The 16205-nt window shown below is 66.5% G+C and carries 12 protein-coding genes; 5 read left to right on the top strand and 7 right to left on the bottom strand.

What is annotated here, in order from left to right; translation table 11 throughout:
* Nucleotides 1-11: 11 nt before the first annotated feature.
* Nucleotides 12-1142 (bottom strand): CaiB/BaiF CoA-transferase family protein, encoded by a 1131-nt coding sequence (locus tag KU884_RS14915; RefSeq protein ID WP_167783368.1) that lies wholly within the window; start codon nucleotides 1140-1142, stop codon nucleotides 12-14.
* Nucleotides 1143-1274: 132 nt separating this feature from the next.
* On the opposite strand from KU884_RS14915, the gene KU884_RS14910 reads away from it, so the two are divergent.
* A complete protein-coding gene (locus KU884_RS14910) occupies nucleotides 1275-2042 on the top strand; it encodes a 3-hydroxyacyl-CoA dehydrogenase (RefSeq protein WP_167783367.1) in 768 nt (255 codons plus the stop codon).
* Between the two features lie 267 nt (nucleotides 2043-2309).
* Here the strand turns inward: KU884_RS14910 and KU884_RS14905 are convergent, their stop codons facing one another.
* A complete protein-coding gene (locus KU884_RS14905) occupies nucleotides 2310-3449 on the bottom strand; it encodes an acyl-CoA dehydrogenase family protein (protein ID WP_167783366.1) in 1140 nt (379 codons plus the stop codon).
* Nucleotides 3450-3562: 113 nt separating this feature from the next.
* On the opposite strand from KU884_RS14905, the gene KU884_RS14900 reads away from it, so the two are divergent.
* The gene (locus KU884_RS14900; RefSeq protein WP_167783365.1) at nucleotides 3563-4228 is read left to right on the top strand and encodes a nitroreductase; all 666 of its coding nucleotides are present in this window, start codon (nucleotides 3563-3565) and stop codon (nucleotides 4226-4228) included.
* 280 nt (nucleotides 4229-4508) lie between these two features.
* On the top strand, nucleotides 4509-7103 hold the full coding sequence (gene clpB / locus KU884_RS14895) for an ATP-dependent chaperone ClpB (protein ID WP_174813748.1): 2595 nt from the start codon (nucleotides 4509-4511) through the stop codon (nucleotides 7101-7103).
* 169 nt (nucleotides 7104-7272) lie between these two features.
* On the opposite strand, the gene KU884_RS14890 is transcribed toward clpB, so the two are convergent.
* From KU884_RS14890 to KU884_RS14870, 5 genes are all read right to left on the bottom strand, one after another.
* Nucleotides 7273-8538 (bottom strand): D-amino acid dehydrogenase, encoded by a 1266-nt coding sequence (locus KU884_RS14890; protein WP_167783364.1) that lies wholly within the window; start codon nucleotides 8536-8538, stop codon nucleotides 7273-7275.
* Nucleotides 8539-8634: 96 nt separating this feature from the next.
* Complete coding sequence (locus KU884_RS14885) at nucleotides 8635-9744, bottom strand: PQQ-dependent sugar dehydrogenase (RefSeq protein ID WP_167783363.1); 1110 nt, start codon at nucleotides 9742-9744, stop codon at nucleotides 8635-8637.
* 37 nt (nucleotides 9745-9781) lie between these two features.
* On the bottom strand, nucleotides 9782-11635 hold the full coding sequence (locus KU884_RS14880) for a diguanylate cyclase domain-containing protein (protein WP_167783362.1): 1854 nt from the start codon (nucleotides 11633-11635) through the stop codon (nucleotides 9782-9784).
* Nucleotides 11636-11866: 231 nt separating this feature from the next.
* The gene (locus KU884_RS14875; protein ID WP_167781994.1) at nucleotides 11867-12850 is read right to left on the bottom strand and encodes an IS5 family transposase; all 984 of its coding nucleotides are present in this window, start codon (nucleotides 12848-12850) and stop codon (nucleotides 11867-11869) included.
* 197 nt (nucleotides 12851-13047) lie between these two features.
* Nucleotides 13048-13386, bottom strand: coding sequence for a tRNA-binding protein (locus KU884_RS14870; RefSeq protein WP_167783361.1), 339 nt, complete (start codon nucleotides 13384-13386; stop codon nucleotides 13048-13050).
* 363 nt (nucleotides 13387-13749) lie between these two features.
* Here KU884_RS14870 and KU884_RS14865 point away from each other — a divergent pair, with 363 nt between their 5' ends.
* Together KU884_RS14865 and KU884_RS14860 are read left to right on the top strand one after the other, a co-directional pair.
* Nucleotides 13750-14049 (top strand): hypothetical protein, encoded by a 300-nt coding sequence (locus KU884_RS14865; RefSeq protein WP_167783360.1) that lies wholly within the window; start codon nucleotides 13750-13752, stop codon nucleotides 14047-14049.
* A 21-nt stretch (nucleotides 14050-14070) separates the two neighbouring features.
* Nucleotides 14071-16179, top strand: coding sequence for a S9 family peptidase (locus KU884_RS14860; RefSeq protein ID WP_167783359.1), 2109 nt, complete (start codon nucleotides 14071-14073; stop codon nucleotides 16177-16179).
* Nucleotides 16180-16205 lie beyond the last annotated feature (26 nt).

The following is a 16205-nucleotide window of genomic DNA, read 5'->3' as shown; positions in this document are numbered from 1 at the left end:
ATGGTACGGGATCAGCAGATGCCCTTGTCCCGCAATTCTTTAATGGTGACCGCGTCGATGCCCCAGTCCGCCAGGGCGGTGTCGGTGTCCGCGCCGGGTTCGCGGGCGCCGGTGGTGAGTTCCGGGCGGGTGCGGGAGAAGCGCGGCGCCGGTGCGGCCTGGGTCATGCCGTCGTGGTGGACGAAGGTGCCGCGGGCCTGGTTGTGGGGGTGGTCCGCGGCTTCGTTCATGTCCAGCACCGGGGCGAAGCAGACGTCGGTGCCTTCCAGCAGCTCGCACCATTCATCGCGGGTGCGGGTGGCGAACACGGTTTCGAAGCGCTCGCGCATGGCGGGCCAGGCCTTGGCGTTCATCTGCCGGGCGCAGTCGGGGTCGTCGGTGAGGCCGAGGCGCTCCAGGAGCTCGGCGTAGAACTGGGGTTCCAGGGCGCCGATGCTGATGTACCGGCCGTCGGCGCAGGTGTAGGTGTCGTAGAAGGGCGCGCCGCCGTCGAGGAGGTTGGTGCCGCGGTTGCTGGACCACAGGCCCTGGGCCTTGAGGCCGTGGAACAGGCTCATGAGCAGGGCGGAGCCGTCGGTCATGGCGGCGTCCACCACCTGCCCCTGGCCGGACTGACGCGCTTCCAGCAGGGCGCAGACGGTGCCGAAGGCCAGCATCAGCGCACCGCCGCCGTAGTCGCCCACCAGGTTCAGCGGCGGTGTGGGCTTGTGGCCGGTGCGGCCGATGCTGTGCAGAACGCCGGACAGCGCGATGTAGTTCAGGTCATGTCCGGCGGCGTGGGCCAGGGGACCGTCCTGGCCCCAGCCGGTCATGCGGCCGTAGACGAGACTCGGGTTGCGTTCCAGACAGGTGTCCGGACCCAGGCCCAGGCGCTCCATGACGCCGGGGCGGAAGCCCTCGATCAGGGCGTCGGCGCTGTCCACCAGCTTGAGCACGGTCTCCACGCCGTCGGCCTGTTTCAGGTCCACGGTGACCGAGCGGCGGCCGCGGGCGGTGACCGGGTCGTCCACCGGCAGTGCATTGGCGGTCTTGCGGTCGACGCGCAGCACGTCGGCGCCCATGTCCGCCAGCATCATGGCGCAGAAGGGGCCGGGGCCGATGCCGGCCATTTCGATGACACGAATTCCCTGCAGGGGGCCCATAGGTCTCCTCCGGTTTCTGGTTGTTGCCTGGCGGCCGCGTCCGGTGGCCGTCGTGCAGGCAACATTCCAGTGTTATTCAACGCGGGTCAAGTGACTCGCATTCGATAAATAACGAAGTTACAGGAGGTCATCATGCAGATCGACGAACGCGTATTCATTGTCACCGGTGGCGCCTCCGGGCTGGGCGAAGCCACCACCCGGCGGCTGGTGGAAGGCGGTGCCCGGGTGGTGGTCGCCGACATGAACGAGGAGGGTGGTGCCAAGCTCGCCCACGAGTTCAGCGGGGCCGTGCACAGCGTGCGCTGTGACGTTACCCGGGAGTCCGACGCCCAGCACGCCGTGGATGCCGCCCACGAAACCTTCGGTGCCGTGCACGGCCTGGTGAACTGTGCCGGCGTCGGCACCCCGGAGAAGACCCTGGGCAAGGAAGGGCCCCACGACCTGGAGCGCTTCAACAAGGTGGTCCAGATCAACCTGGTGGGCACCTTCAACATGACCCGCCTGGCCGCCCAGGCCATGACCCAGAACAACCCGGACAGGGAAGGCGAGCGGGGCGTCATCATCAACACTGCCTCAGTGGCCGCCTTCGACGGCCAGATCGGCCAGGCCGCCTACTCCGCCTCCAAGGCCGGCGTGGTGGGCATGACCCTGCCCATCGCCCGGGAATTCGCGAGGCACGGCATCCGTGTCATGACCATCGCTCCCGGCCTGTTCGAGACGCCCATGCTGCTTGGCCTCCCCCAGGACGTGCAGGACTCCCTGGGCGCCAGCGTGCCGTTCCCGCCGCGCCTGGGCCGTCCCGCGGAGTATGCGCAGCTGGTGGAGGCCATCGTCGGCAACACCATGCTCAACGGCGAATGCATCCGCCTGGACGGCGCCATCCGCATGCAGCCGAAGTAGTGGAGCGATTCAAGTGAACAGCCCCGGCGCCACATCGGGACGGCCCGGGGCTGACGGCGGGGAAGGCGGAGTTTCGGGTGCACCCGTGAATGAGGCACAGGCGGGGGATCGGGTGCGCCGGTCATGGACCGTCTCCAGCCATGGACGGCTGGAGACGAGCCTACATGGATGTACTTGCGGCGTGTCCATGACCGGCGTACCCGATTTCCCGCCCCCGGACGAATGCCGGAAAGGCCGTTCGAGGGACCGGCACCGGGGAAGGGTGCATTAGCGCCCGAGAATCGAACGCGCAATGAGCTCTTTCATGATCTCGTTGCTGCCACCGTAGATGCGCTGCACCCGCGCATCCACGAAGTCACGGGAGATCGGATACTCGCGCATGTAGCCGTACCCGCCGAACAACTGCAGACACTGATCCGCCACCTTGAACTGCAGATCAGTGGTCGTGAGCTTGGCAACGGAGGCATTGGTCGTGGTGAGTTCACCCTTGTTGTATTCCGCCGTGCACTGGCGAATGAACGCCTTGTTCACCTCGATCTGGGCCTTCAGATCCGCCAGCGCAAAGCGCGTGTTCTGCATGCTGCCGATGGCCTGGCCGAAGGCCTTGCGCTCCTGCACGTACTGGATCGTGCGCTCCAGCATGCCCTCGCAGGCGGCGATGGCGCCGATACCCAGGATCAACCGCTCCCGCGGCAGCTCGTTCATCAGATTGGCAAACCCCTTGCCCTCGCCGCCCAGCACCTGGTCCGCGCCCACGCGCAGATCCGAGAAGAACAGCTCCGCCGTATCCGAACCGTGCTGGCCGATCTTGTCCAGCTTGCGTCCCCTGTCGAAGCCGGGCAGGGACGTATCCACGGTGAACAGCGTCACCCCTTTCGCGCCCGCCTTGGGATCCGTCTTCGCCGAGACGATGTGGAGATCCGCATGGTAACCGTTGGTGATGAACGTCTTCTGCCCGTTGAGCACGAAAGCGTCACCGTCGCGCTCGGCGCGGGTCTTCATGCCCTGCAGGTCCGAACCGGCGCCGGGCTCCGTCATGCCGATGGACCCCACCGCCTCACCGGTGACCATGCGCGGCAGCCAGGTCTGTTTCTGCTCCTCCGTGCCCAGGTGCAGCACATAGGGGGCGACAATGTCCGAATGGACCGACAGGTTGGTCGCCAGTGCGCCATAGCCCCGGCGGGCGACCTCCTCGACCACCACCGCGGAAAGGGCGAAGTCGCCTCCGAAACCGCCGTACTCCTCGGGAACATCGACGCAGAGGAACCCGTTCTCGCCGAGCCGGTTCCACAACTCCCGCGGGAAAAGCTTCTCGTGTTCCCAGGCCTCGTAGTGCGGCGCCACCTCGTTGTCGAGAAAGCGACCGACGGTGTCCCGGAACAGCTCAACTTCACTGGCATCCAGCATGGTGCTCCTCCTCCAGAAATAACGACCGTTATGTGCGATGAGGGTACCCCGGCCGGGGCGCCGCGTCGAACGGTACAGACGCACTGGGCATCCGCCCGGCAAAGGAGTGTTGCATGAATTTCGAGAACCTCATGCGGCAGCGCTACAGCGCCCGCGCCTTCCTCAAGGATCCGGTGCCACCGGGGATTATCCGGCACATTCTGGATGTGGCTCAGAAGACGCCGTCCTGGTGCAACACCCAGCCCTGGGAGGTCTGTGTCACGGAGACCCCGGAAGCCACCGATGCGTTGCGGCAGAAGCTCCATGCGCATGCGGCCGGCGGCGGGGAGCCGCACCCGGATCGGCCCTTCCCCCGGGAGTACGTGGGCGTTCACGACACGCGGCGCAAGGAGTGCGGGGCGGCGCTTTACAATGCCCTGGAGATTGCCAGGGAGGATCGCGAGGCGCGACAGCGGCAGATGCTGCGCAACTACCAGCTGTTTGGTGCGCCGCATGCGTTGCTGGTGTTCTGTCATGAAAGCCTGGGTTTCTACGGCGGCGTGGACTGCGGGCTGTACATTCAGGCGTTCATGCTGGCTGCCCTGGATCAGGGCGTGCACTCGGTGGCGCAGGCGTCGCTGGCGGCCTATCCGGATCTGTTGCGGGAACACCTGGACGTGCCGGCGGATCGCCATCTGCTGTTCGGGTGCTCCTTCGGTTACGCCGACGAGCGGGATCCGGTGAACCGGTATCGCACCGATCGCGCCGGGATCGCCGATGCGGTGACGTTCGTGCGGTAGTAGACGGGTTCTGTCGCTGATGAGTCTTTGAGTCTTCGTCCGGGGGCTCCGAGCGGGTGGTCCGCTCACGGACACGCTGCAAGTACATCCCTGTAAGCTCGTCTCCAGCCGTCCATGGCTGGAGACGGTCCGTGAGCGGACCACCCGCCCGGAGCCTGTGCCACCCTTTAGCGGCTCCGGCTTCGCTGAACATCTCGTTCGAGAACCTTTCCTTTCTGGCCAACCGTCCCCATCTACTCTTGCAGAGAGATTGACAGGCTTTTGATGAGGGATTTGACCCATGCGAATGGACAAACTGACCACGAAATTCCAGACCGCCCTCCAGGATGCGCAATCCCTGGCCGTGGGGCGGGATAACCAGTTCATCGAACCGGTGCACCTGATGGTGGCCCTGCTGGATCAGGAGGGCGGCACGGTCCGGCATCTCCTGAACCAGGCCCAGGTGAACGTCAACTATCTGCGTTCCCAGCTGGGCGAGGCCATGGAGCGCCTGGCGTCCGTGGAAGGCGGCGACGGGCAGGTGCAGCTCTCCAATGACCTGGGCCGGTTGCTGAACCAGACCGACAAGCTGGCGCAGAAACGCAAGGACCAGTACATCTCCAGCGAGCTGTTCGTGCTGGCCGCCGCCGAGGACAAGGGCAACCTGGGTGAGCTGCTGCGCAAGGCCGGCGCCACGAAAGACAAGGTGGAGCAGGCCATCGAGGCGGTGCGCGGTGGCGAGTCGGTGAACGACCCCAATGCCGAGGACCAGCGCCAGGCGCTGGAGAAGTACACCATCGATCTCACCGAGCGGGCCGAACAGGGCAAGCTGGACCCGGTGATCGGCCGCGATGACGAGATCCGCCGCACCGTGCAGGTGCTGCAGCGCCGGACCAAGAACAACCCGGTGCTCATCGGCGAGCCCGGTGTCGGCAAGACCGCCATTGTCGAGGGGCTGGCGCAGCGGATCGTGAACGCCGAGGTGCCGGAGGGGCTGGTGAGCAAGCGCGTGCTGTCCCTGGACATGGGCGCGCTGGTGGCCGGCGCCAAGTACCGCGGTGAATTCGAGGAGCGTCTGAAGGGCGTGCTCAACGACCTCTCCAAGCAGGAGGGGCAGATCATCCTGTTCATCGACGAGATTCACACCATCGTCGGCGCCGGCAAGGCCGAAGGTTCCATGGACGCGGGCAACATGCTGAAACCCGCGCTGGCCCGTGGTGAGTTGCACTGCATCGGTGCCACCACGCTGGATGAGTACCGCAAGAACATCGAGAAGGATGCCGCCCTGGAACGCCGCTTCCAGAAGGTGCTGGTGGACGAGCCCACCGTGGAGGACACCATTGCCATCCTGCGCGGGCTCAAGGAGCGCTACGAGGTCCACCACAAGGTGGAGATCACCGACCCGGCCATCGTCGCGGCGGCGACCCTGTCGCACCGCTACATCACCGACCGGCAGCTGCCGGACAAGGCCATCGACCTGGTGGACGAGGCGGCCTCGCGCATTCGCATGGAGATCGACTCCAAGCCGGAGGAGATGGACCGTCTGGAGCGGCGGCTGATCCAGCTCAAGATCGAACGCGAGGCGCTGAAGAAGGAGTCCGACGACGCCTCCAAGAAGCGCCTGGAGACCCTGGACGAAGAGGTCCAGCGGCTGGAGACCGAGTACCGGGAGCTCGAGGAGATCTGGAACTCCGAGAAGGCCTCGGTGGAAGGCACGACCACCATCAAGGAGCAGCTGGAGCGCGCCCGTCAGGAGATGGAGACGGCCCGGCGTGCCGGTGATCTGACCCGCATGTCGGAGCTGCAGTACGGCACCATCCCGGAGCTGGAGCGCAAGCTGGACATGGCGTCCCAGGCGGACATGACCACCGAGAAGCGGCTGCTGCGCAGCGACGTGGGCGAGGAAGAGATCGCCGAGGTGGTCTCCAAGTGGACCGGCATCCCGGTGGCCAAGATGCTCGAGGGCGAGAAGGAGAAGCTGCTGCGCATGGAAGAGGCCCTGGGCGAGCGGGTCATCGGCCAGGAAGAGGCGGTCAAGGTGGTGTCCGACGCCATCCGCCGCTCGCGCGCCGGCCTGTCCGACCCCAACCGGCCCAACGGTTCGTTCCTGTTCCTGGGGCCCACGGGGGTCGGCAAGACCGAGCTCTGCAAGTCCCTGGCCTGGTTCCTGTTCGACACCGAGGAGGCCATGGTCCGCATCGACATGTCGGAGTTCATGGAGAAGCACTCCGTGGCGCGGCTGGTGGGTGCGCCTCCGGGGTACGTGGGCTACGAGGAGGGTGGTTACCTGACCGAGGCCGTGCGCCGCAAGCCGTATTCGGTGATCCTGCTGGACGAGGTGGAGAAGGCCCACGCGGACGTCTTCAACATCCTGTTGCAGGTGCTGGACGACGGCCGCCTCACCGACGGTCAGGGGCGGACCGTGGACTTCAAGAACACGGTGATCGTCATGACCTCCAATCTGGGCTCCGAGGTGATCCAGGCCATGGCCGGCGAGGAGAACTACACCCAGATGCGCAACTCGGTGATGGACATCGTCGGCACCCACTTCCGGCCGGAGTTCATCAACCGGGTGGACGACGTGGTGGTGTTCCACCCGCTGGAGCAGGAGCAGCTCAAGGCCATTGCCCGGATCCAGACCGAGTACCTGTCGGACCGGCTGGCGGAGAAGGACATGGGTATCCGCTTCACCGAGGCGGCGCTGAGCAAGCTCTCCGAGGCCGGCTTCGATCCGGTCTACGGCGCACGGCCGCTGAAGCGGGTGATTCAGTCCCGGGTGGAGAACAGCCTCGCCCAGGAGATCCTGCAGGGCAGTTTCGTGCCGGGCGACCTCATCGAGGTGGACTACCGGGACGAGCACTTCACCTTCGACCGCAAGGCCAACGAGGCCGCCTGAACGGGCCCTTGAAATGGCGGCACGCGGCCGCCATTTCGACCCTGACGGGGCGGCAATCCCACCCATCGGTTGCCGTCACCGTCAGCGACAGACTCCCCCGACTTCGGCCGGGCCGCGCCCCAGCGGTCCGGTCGTTTTTCCGTGCGTGTCGCCGATGTGCCGAGGGTGCTCAGCGCCGGAAGCGCTGCAGATCCATGCCGTCCAGGTTCAGCGCCGGCTCACGGCCGCTAACAACATCCGCCACGATCCGGGAGCACCCGCAGGCGAAGGTCCAGCCCAGATGACCGGGGCCGGCATTGAGATACAGGCCGTCCACCGGGGAGGGGCCCAGGATCGGCGGGCCGTCCATGGTCATGGGGCGCAGGCCGGTCCAGTAGGCGGGTTCGCATTGTTCGGCGTGTTCGCCCAGGCTGGGGTATACGCTGGCGGCCTGGCGCAGCACCGTGGCGGCGCGCCGGGTATGCAGCGAGGTGTCGTAGCCGGCAAACTCCGCCGTACCGGCCAGGCGGATCCGGTCCCCCAGCAGGGTGATCACCACCTTGCGGGCATCGTCGATCAGCGGAATGGTGGGCGGATTGCGCCAGCCCTGCAGCGGCAGGGTGACGGAGTAGCCCTTGACGGGATAGATCGGCAGCCGCATGCCCGCCTGCGCGGCCAGCGCCTTGGCACCGTTGCCTGCCGCGATCACGCAGGCGTCCGCCTCCAGGCGTTCATGCTCGATCTCCACGGCGCGCCAGCGCCCGTTCCTGACCTCGATGTTCTTCACCGTGGTCCCGAAGCGGAAGCCGACGCCTTCGTGCTCCGCCAGGGCCGCGAGACGTTCCGTGAACAGCCGCGCATCGCCGCTTTCATCGTCCGGGTAATAGATGCCGCCGAGGATCTGCTCCCGGGACTCCTCCAGCGACGGCTCCAGGGCGATGGTCTGGCGGCTGTCCAGTACCGAGTGGCGTACTCCCAGGGGGGCCATCAATTCCGACGAATGCCGGGTGCCGTCCATGGCCTGCTGATCGTGGAAGATCTTGAGGATCCCGTGTTGCGCTTCGTCGTAGTGGATGCCCGTACTGCGGCGCAGTTCCTGCAGCTGCTGCAGGCTGTAGACCGCCAGCGCGGCGTTGACCGCCGTGTGTCGCTCGAAGCGTGCCGTCGTGCTGTTACGCAGGAAGCCCAGGCCCCAACCCACAAGGCGCGGGATCTGCCCCGGCCGGAGCAGCAGAGGGGAGTCCTCCCGACCGATCCAGCGCAGCAGCTGCCAGACCACGCCGGGCGCATTCCAGGGCTCGGCGTGGCTGGCGTGGAGCAGTCCGCCGTTGGCGAAGCTGGTTTCCTCGCCGGGCCGTGCGGCCTGGTCGAGGACCGTTACTTCGTGTCCGTCGCGGGCCAGGTACCAGGCGGTGGTGACTCCCAGCACCCCCGCGCCGATCACGATAATCCGCATCCGCCCCCCGGTTGGTTGGATTGGTGCCTCCGATGATACCGCCTCGGGCCGGCGCCATGCAGTGGCGGCGCGAGGCAGTGCGCGGTGAACGGCGGCTCACTCCGCCGGTTCGATCCGTAACAGGGGGGCGCTGCCGGCGTCCACGAGCACGTAGAGATTGCCGTCCGGGCCCTGGCGCACGTCGCGGATACGGTCGTTGCGGTCATCCAGCAGGCGCTCCTCGTGGACGACCTCCTCGCCGTCGAGCACGACCCGCGCCAGGTGGGTGTGGGCCAGGGCACCCACGAACAGGTCACCCTGCCAGTCCGGGAAGGCATTGCCGGTGTAGAACGCCATCCCGGACGGGGCGATGGAAGGCGTCCAGTGGTGGACGGGAGGTTCGAACCCTTCCACAGGCGGCTCCGGCCCGATACGCGGGCCGAAGTATTCACGGCCGAAGGTGGTCTCCGGCCAGCCGTAGTTCAGGCCTCCCTGAAGGATGTTGATCTCGTCACCGCCCCGGGGGCCGTGCTCGTGCAGCCACATGACGCCGGTATCCGGGTGGCGGGCCAGCCCCTGGGCATTACGGTGGCCGGTGGTGTAGAGACCGGGTTGCGCGTCCTGGTCCAGAAACGGGTTGTCGTCGGGGATCTGGCCGTCGTCGGTGAGGCGGACCACTTTGCCCAGGTGGCCATCCAGGCGTTGGGCGTGCTCGCGCTCGCCGCGATCGCCGGTGGTGATGTAGAGGTGGCGGGCCTCGTCGAAGGCGAGTCGGGAGCCGAAGTGACGGCCGCCCGGCATGAACGGCGTGGCGACAAACAGATCCTCACGATCCACCAGGCGGGCATCCTCCAGGCGGGCCCGGCTGACCTGGGTGGCATGGCCGTCGTCGCCGCCGGCGGCGTAGCTGAAATAGATCCAGCCGTTGTCGTCGTAGTCGGGGTGCAGCACCACATCCAGCAGCCCGCCCTGGTTGATGCTGGAGACCTCCGGTACGCCATCCACCGGGGTTCGCTCGCCGCTGTCCGGGTCGAGTACCAGCAGCCGACCGGGCCGTTCGGTGATCAGCATGCGGTTGTCGGGCAGGAAGGCGAGCGCCCAGGGATGCTCCAGGCCATCGGTAACGGTGGTGACGCGGAAGCTGTGTTCCTCGCTGTCGTGCCGTTCTGCCGCAGCCTGCGCGGAGGCAACGGCGAGCAGCAGTGCGGCCGTCAGGAAACGGTGCATGGACGTTCTCCGTGCCGGGTCAATGACGGGTGAATGGTCAGCGGGGACGTTTGCGCTCTGCGTACACGGACCAGCGGTGCTTGCCCTTGCGCTTGGCCTGGTACATGGCGCGATCGGCCCGATGCAGCAGCGGCCGCTCGCTGTCGCCGTGATCGGGAAACAGGCTGATGCCGACACTGAGGCCAATGTCGTAGTCCCCGCCCGCGGTTTCGCTGGCGCCAATGAGTTTTTCGGCGATGGAGGTGGCATCCGTGGGCCGTCCCAGCGGTGCGACCACCACGAACTCGTCCCCGCCCAGCCGCGCCAGGGTATCACCGGGGCGCAGCACCGAGGCAAAGGCCTCGGCCAGCCGGCAGAGCAGTTCGTCCCCGGCCTCGTGACCGTACTGGTCATTGACAGCCTTGAAGCCGTCCACGTCAAGTAGCAACACCCCAACGGGGCGGCGGGTGCGGCGGGCCTGCCTGATCTGATGCGCGAGACGGTCGCTGAGCAGCCGGCGGTTGGGCAGGCCGGTCAGGCCATCGTGGAAGGCCTGGGATTCCAGTTCCTCCAGGAAATCGGCGTGGCTGACGGTCACGGCGGCGAGCTCCGCAAGCCGTCGCATGGTGTCGAGCTGACCGCTGTCCGGTGGCCCCGGTTGACGACGGAACAGGGTGAGCACGCCGACTGTTGCGCCGCTCTGGATCCGCAGTGGTTCACCCCAGACGGCATGAATGCCGTGGGCGACGGCGAACCAGCTGTAGTCCGGCCAGCGATCCTCCGAGCGGACGTCGGCACAGACATGGCGCTCGCCGGTTGCCGCCACGGTGGCACACAGGCTCTCTCCCGGCTCGAAGTCATGGTGGTCTTCCAGGCCCCGGCGGAAATGGGGGGGCAGGTCCGGTGCCACCAGCAGCCGGCCGCCCTGGGGGCGGGGCACCGAGATGATCGCCAGCGTCTCCGGCCAGTAGCCGGCCGCCAGCTCGCAAATGGCGCTCAGCGTCGTGGTGACCGGCTCCCGCCGCGCCACCCGTTCCAGGATCATGGCCCGGGCATCGCGCAGGAAGGTTCCGCCCCTGCCTACCGCCGCGTAGCGCCAGCGCAGCAGGAGCCGCTCCGGGGGCCGGTCCGCGGACTCGTCCCGGATCGGGCCGCAGGGCCGCACGGTGATGTCCAGGTCGCGCCCCTGCTTGTCCCGCACCCGCCAGCGGCGGTGGCGAGCCAGCGCATCACCGGCAGGCTGCTGATGCAGGTGCTCCATCAGGGCCGTGGCGTCGCCGCCCAGGAACTCGTCCACGCTATGGCCGACCACGTCGCTGCGGCGCGCCTCCAGCAAATGGCACAGGGCATCGTTGACGGCCAGGATCCGGCCCCTGCTGTCGCAGGCAGAGAGTGGCGTTTCCAGGGCGTTGAGGGTGTCCTGCAGGAGCTCCGCCCGGGCCAGATGTGCCGTCTGTGCCCGCGCCTCTTCCCGCGCGCGTAGCAGGCGATGCAGATGCTCCCTGAGGGCCGCAATGGCAGTGGCGTCGGGTTCCGTCGTCGTGCCCGGATTGTTGCCTTCCGCATGGATCAGGCACAGGATCTGGGAGGCACCGTCGTGCCGACCCAGGGGCATCAGCGTCACGTGGTGCTCGTACTGGACCAGGCCCAGCTCACCGGTGGTGGACGTTGTCGAAGCCGCCGGCGAACTGCGCGGCAGGCGCTCCAGCAGGGCCTTCAGCCACTGCGGCGGGTTTGCCGCTCCCAGAAGCTGCAGGTGTTCGCCGGACGTTTCCGTAACCAGTGCCGATTCCGCCCCGCAGTCCCGGCGCAGCCACTCGAGGACGGGCGTCAGCTCGGGATGGGGGTGTTGCCTGGCGACCGGTTGCCGTGCCGCCGTCGCCCATCCGGTATCCGGCGCTCCGTTGCCCACTGCATGCCTCCGACAACTGCGGTGTTGGTGCTCGGGCGGTTCGCCTACGGCAACCGCATGAACACGAGGGTCCGGTGGTTGTGGCCCCCATGCATGACAACTAAGGAAGCGCTGATCTAATGCCTTCTCAGCGCCCAAAACTGGTTGCCGAAGACGGATATCGGCCGGAACCGAGGCCATTTCGGCCTGATTTCACCTATCGAGGCGGTCTTCCCGCCTCGATTTCCGCCCTCAGGACGGAGTCCTCCCTTGGAGCGCCGGCATTCGTCGCTGCGCGAGCACCAGATTCGCAAGACCGAACAGCGCAAAGAGCTGCGCTTCGTTCTTGGCAATGCCGCGATAGCGCACCTTGCGATGCCCGAAGAGGTTCTTGACCACATGGAAAGCATGCTCGCCACGCGCCCGTACTTTCGCCTTGGCCTGCTCAGTGGCGTCCCGCAGCCGGTCGAGACTGCTGGTGGTGAGTGCTCGGCGCTGACCGCGCTTCATGGCAATGTGCCAGTCAACCTCAGTGCCCACGGTCTCGGCGCGCTTGTCCGCGCCCTGGTAGCCCGAGTCGCCGAAGACATCGGCTTCATCACCGTGGAGCAGGTGATGCGTCTGGGTGACGTCGGCCACGTTGGCCGCCGTGCTCTTCAACGAGTGAACGAGACCAGTGTGGGCATCGCTGCCCACATGCGCCTTCATGCCAAAGTAGTACTGGTTGCCCTTCTTGGTCTGGTGCATCTCCGGATCCCGGGCGCTGTCCCGGTTCTTCGTCGATGGCGGCGCGGCAATCAGCGTGGCATCAACAATGGTGCCCTCGCGCAGCATCAGGCCCTGTTCGGCAAGGTGCGCGTTGATGGCTTCGAAGATGGTGCGGGTGAGCCCGTGGCGCTCCAACAGACGCCGGAACTTGAGCAGCGTGGTCGCATCCGGGGCGTCCTCTCGGGCCAGGTCGATACCAACAAACTGCCGGATCGCCTGGCTGTCGTAGATGGCGTCCTCGATGCCTTCGTCCGAGAGCCCGAAGCACTGCTGCGCGATGTACATCCGCAGCATCCGCTCCAGGCCAATCGGCGGTCGACCGCGCTTGCCGCCCTTCGGGTAGAAGGCTTCGAGCTCGGCAACCAGCGCCGCCCACGGTACGACGGCGTCGATGCCGTTGAGGAATCGCTCCCGGCGGGTGACCTTCTTCTTCCCGGCGTACTCAAGATCAGAGAAGCTTCGCTGCATCGGTCTCGGACTCGCTGCTGTGCACCAGGGCTTAGTATCTCAACTCAGGCCTGCACGCGGAACGGCAGCAGGCGAATAAATCAGCGTTTCCCTAAAGCAGAAAAACTCCCCGCTGACCATGTGCTTTTGCGGATTTCCACAGTCATGGCGTCCGTGGGGCCGTACCGGCACCGCTGGCCCCGGGGGCATGCCCGCGGTTACCCCAGGCGCGCGCCGTTGTGCACGGGCTGGTCCGGCACGGCCAGGACCACACTGCCGTCGTCGGCGTAGAAGCCGGTGACCAGGCACTCGGAGCGCATGGGCCCGATCTGCTTGGCGGGGAAGTTGACCACCGCCAGTATCTGCCGCCCCACCAGGGCTTCCGCCCTGTAGCGGTCGGTGAGCTGGGCGCTGGAGCGCAGTGTGCCGATGTCTGGCCCGAAGTCCACCTGGAGCTTGTATGCGGGCTGCCGTGCCTCGGGGAAGGGGTCCGCGGCCGTTATGGTGCCGGCGCGCAACTCCACGGCGGCGAACTGATCCCAGGTGATGGTGTCCATGCTGGTCTCCTCTCCTGTGCTGGCAAGGGGGATTCTTCAGTGTTTCCTTTACGCTTGTCCACATTTCCTGTGGATAAGAGTGTGGACAACACGTCCAAGCAGAGCTGCAGACCCCATCACTGCCGGCTTTGTGTCAGATTGATGAACATTTCGGCACCACAGGTTAAGTGCTGTAAAATCAAATAGATAAGTATTTGTCCAGGCTTTGATCAGGTGTCGTTGGACACCATTCCGAAAGTCGGCGAGGGGTTGACAGGTTCCTGCCGGCATTGTGCACAACATCCGCCGCCCACAGGCCTGCGGAGTTGTTAAACTCCCCCGCACACGGAGTCCCGGACTCGAGTTTTGCCACGGAGTTCCCCCATGCAGGACGAAGAGCAGATAGTCGATCATGCGGCCCAGGGTGCCGTGGATCTCGGTAACCGGATTGCGGAGCAGAACGAGCAGGCGAATCTCCAGGACATCGCCGACGGTCTGCTCTCCGGTGCCATCCACTACTGGCTCTACACCCGCGAGCCCTGTGATGACCCACGCTGCCCGGATTGCGCCCCTTTGCGTACGCCCGAGTGGCGTCTGCAGGCGCTGCAGCAGCTGGTGGACGAGCTGGCCCGCAGCAGCGAGTACTACGAATCCCCCGGCGACATGACGCCCGGCAATGCCTGAACACCCTGCGAGGCGCGCAGCATGAATCAAGTCACCCTGCCGCAACCGCCCATGGCCGCCCGACAACCGGTTGTGACGGAGTACCACGGTCATCGCCGCGAGGATCCCTACGCCTGGCTGCGGGATCCCCACTGGCGGGAGGCTATGCGCGATCCCCAGCGCCTGTCGGGTGCCATCCGTGCCCACCTGGAGGCGGAGAACGCCTACACCGAGGCGGTGATGGCGCCCACGGAGGCCTTCCGGCAGCGATTGTTCGGTGAACTGCGCGGCCGTATCCGCGAGGATGACAGCTCCGTGCCGGCGAAGGACGGACCGTTCTTCTACTACAGTCGCTACCGCGAAGGGGGGCAACACCCGATCCTGTGCCGCCGGCATGGCAGCGAGGACGCCCCGGAAGAGATTCTGCTGGACGGTGATGAGGCCGCGTCCGGCCACGGCTACTTCCGTCTTGGCGGTGCCGAGCATTCCCCCGATCACCGCTACCTGGCATACGCCGTGGATCTGTCCGGCGCGGAAAGCTGGACCATCCGTCTCCGCGACCTGGCGAGCGGTAACGATCTGGACGAACGTATCGCCGATGCCCGCGGTGACTTTGCCTGGTCCGGGGACGGGCGCACCCTCTGGTACACGGTGCTGGACGAGGAGCACCGCCCCAAGTGGATCTATCGGCATCGGCTCGGGACGCCATCGCAACAGGACGCCATGATCTACGAGGAGCCGGACGACGGCTTCTTCGTCGGCGTGGACAGGACCGAGAGCGGTCGTTTCGTGCTCATTTCCAGCCACGACCATGTGACCAGCGAGGTCCGTGCCATTCCCGCGGACAAGCCGGATGCCGAGCCGCGCCTGCTGCTGGCCCGGGAGCCGGGAGTGGAGTATGAAGCCTCGGATCACGGTGACAGCTGGCTCGTGCTCACCAATCGCGGCGCCGAGGACTTCCGGATTGTCAGTGCGCCGCTGGACGCACCGGAGCCGGAGGCCTGGACGGATGTGGTCCCGCATCGCGGGGGTCGACTGATCCAGGGTATGGTGGTCTACCAGGACTACCTGGTCCGCATGGAGATCGGCGATGCACTGCCGGCCATTGTGGTACGGGCGTTCGCCACCGGCGAGGAGCATACGGTGGCGCTGGATGAGGAATGCTACGACCTGGGAGTGATCCCGGGATTCGAGTTCGATACGGCCACCATGCGGTTCAGCTATAGCTCCTTCGGCACGCCGGCCCGGGTGTACGACTACGACATGGCCACCCGCGGCCGCCTGTTGCGCAAGGAGCAGGAAATCCCCAGCGGCCACGACCCGGAGGCCTACGTCATCCGGCGGCTGTACGCCACCGCCCCGGACGGCGAACAGGTCCCGATCTCCCTGTTCCACCATCGCGACGTCACACCGGGGCCGGCGACGCCGTTGCTCCTGTACGGCTACGGCTCCTACGGCATGACCGATCTGCCCGGTTTCTCGCCTCTGCGCCTGAGCCTGGTCAACCGCGGTCTGGTCTATGCCGTGGCCCATGTCCGTGGCGGCAAGGATCGCGGCTACCGCTGGTACCGGAACGGCAAGCTGGAAGCCAAGCCCAATACCTTCAGTGACTACATTGCCTGCGCGGAGCGCCTGATCCAGGCCGGCTATACCAGTGCCGGGCGGATCACGGCGCACGGCGGCAGTGCCGGGGGCATGCTGGTGGGGGCGGTGGTCAACCAGCGCCCGGAACTCTTCCACGCCGCTGTGGCCGACGTGCCCTTCGTGGACGTGCTCAACACCATGCTTGACCCGACGCTGCCCCTGACGCCGCCGGAGTGGCCGGAGTGGGGCAACCCCATCGAGGACGAGACCGCCTACCGTACGATTCTCTCGTATTCACCGTACGACAACGTTCGTGAACAGCCTTACCCGCATCTGCTGGTCACCGCCGGGGTGTCCGATCCACGGGTCACCTACTGGGAACCGGCCAAGTGGGTGGCGCGGCTCCGCGAGATGAAGACGGACAACAACCTGCTGCTCCTGCGCACCAACATGAGTGCGGGGCACGGTGGCCCCGGCGGACGGTTCGACTTCCTCGAGGAAGTGGCCTATCGCTACGCGTTCATCCTCATGGTCTACGGTTACGAGGAGGCGACCGCACCGGACTGAACGGCACGGGTCCGTGCCGGGAGGGT

Source organism: Aquisalimonas sp. 2447, from assembly GCF_012044895.1.
Lineage (GTDB): Bacteria > Pseudomonadota > Gammaproteobacteria > Nitrococcales > Aquisalimonadaceae > Aquisalimonas.
Note: the sequence above shows the minus strand (reverse complement) of the source record. Positions and strands in the feature narration are given on the sequence as shown.